The sequence below is a fragment of the Pontibacter rugosus genome (assembly GCF_042678745.1).
Lineage (GTDB): Bacteria > Bacteroidota > Bacteroidia > Cytophagales > Hymenobacteraceae > Pontibacter > Pontibacter rugosus.
Genome location: NZ_JBHTLD010000472.1, coordinates 1 through 745, shown reverse-complemented (window position 1 = coordinate 745; position 745 = coordinate 1). Strand labels below are relative to the sequence as shown.

General features: G+C 37.9%; 1 protein-coding gene. It reads left to right on the top strand.

The window, feature by feature from the left end; translation table 11 throughout:
- Positions 1 to 580 (top strand): helix-turn-helix domain-containing protein (locus ACFQ2O_RS21975; protein ID WP_377533120.1); only part of this gene is annotated, 580 nt, incomplete at its 5' end.
- Positions 581 to 745: the final 165 nt, after the last annotated feature.

The window sequence follows — 745 nt, the reverse complement described above, 5'->3', positions numbered from 1 at the left end:
ATTATCAAAATTAACCATGATTAATTTTTCCCTTGTTGTTAGGTATGAGCTTTGGAATATGGGTTTACCAAAGCTTAATTGGGAAGAATATATTCGTGAATGGTTGAAATGTTCCAATAGAAGAGCTAACGAAGTGCTTCTTAATGATTCAGAAGTTATATCAGAGGAAGAATTAGGTAGAGTGTCTTTAGCTCTAGGAAAGAGTAAAGAAGATCTCCTGCTCTTGGATCCATTGCATGATTTAAATGCTAGGATGTTAATATTGAACCTAAATTATCTAATTGCTAGCAACGTAGGGCACGGTGGAAAGCAAATAGTTGCCAAAAGGCTAGGAGTAGAACCAGGTACTGTGTCTAGATGGCTGAGCGGTACGAGAACACCATCTCGAGAGGACCTTACTGAGATCGCTAAATGCTTTTCAGTGGACTTAACGCTTGACCTTACTGTTACCCCACTTTTCCTCTCATACCACTATTTCGGATATCTTGAAATGCAGCAATGGTTAAAACAAAAAAGTGACACAATTAACCGTGAATTATTGGTGTCACTATTCCCAGCACTTCGCAGACTATTAGAGTAAATTTCATTACCCTCAGCCAAACTTTAAATTTAGAGTTCATGACCTACTGCATTTAGCAGACTCTTTACTTAACTCAAGTTGCGATTATATACATTTATTGATGGTGTAGGCAAAAACAAAGAGGACTAGTTTCAAGATAAACCCCTGAGGAGTTACCGCGTGAAT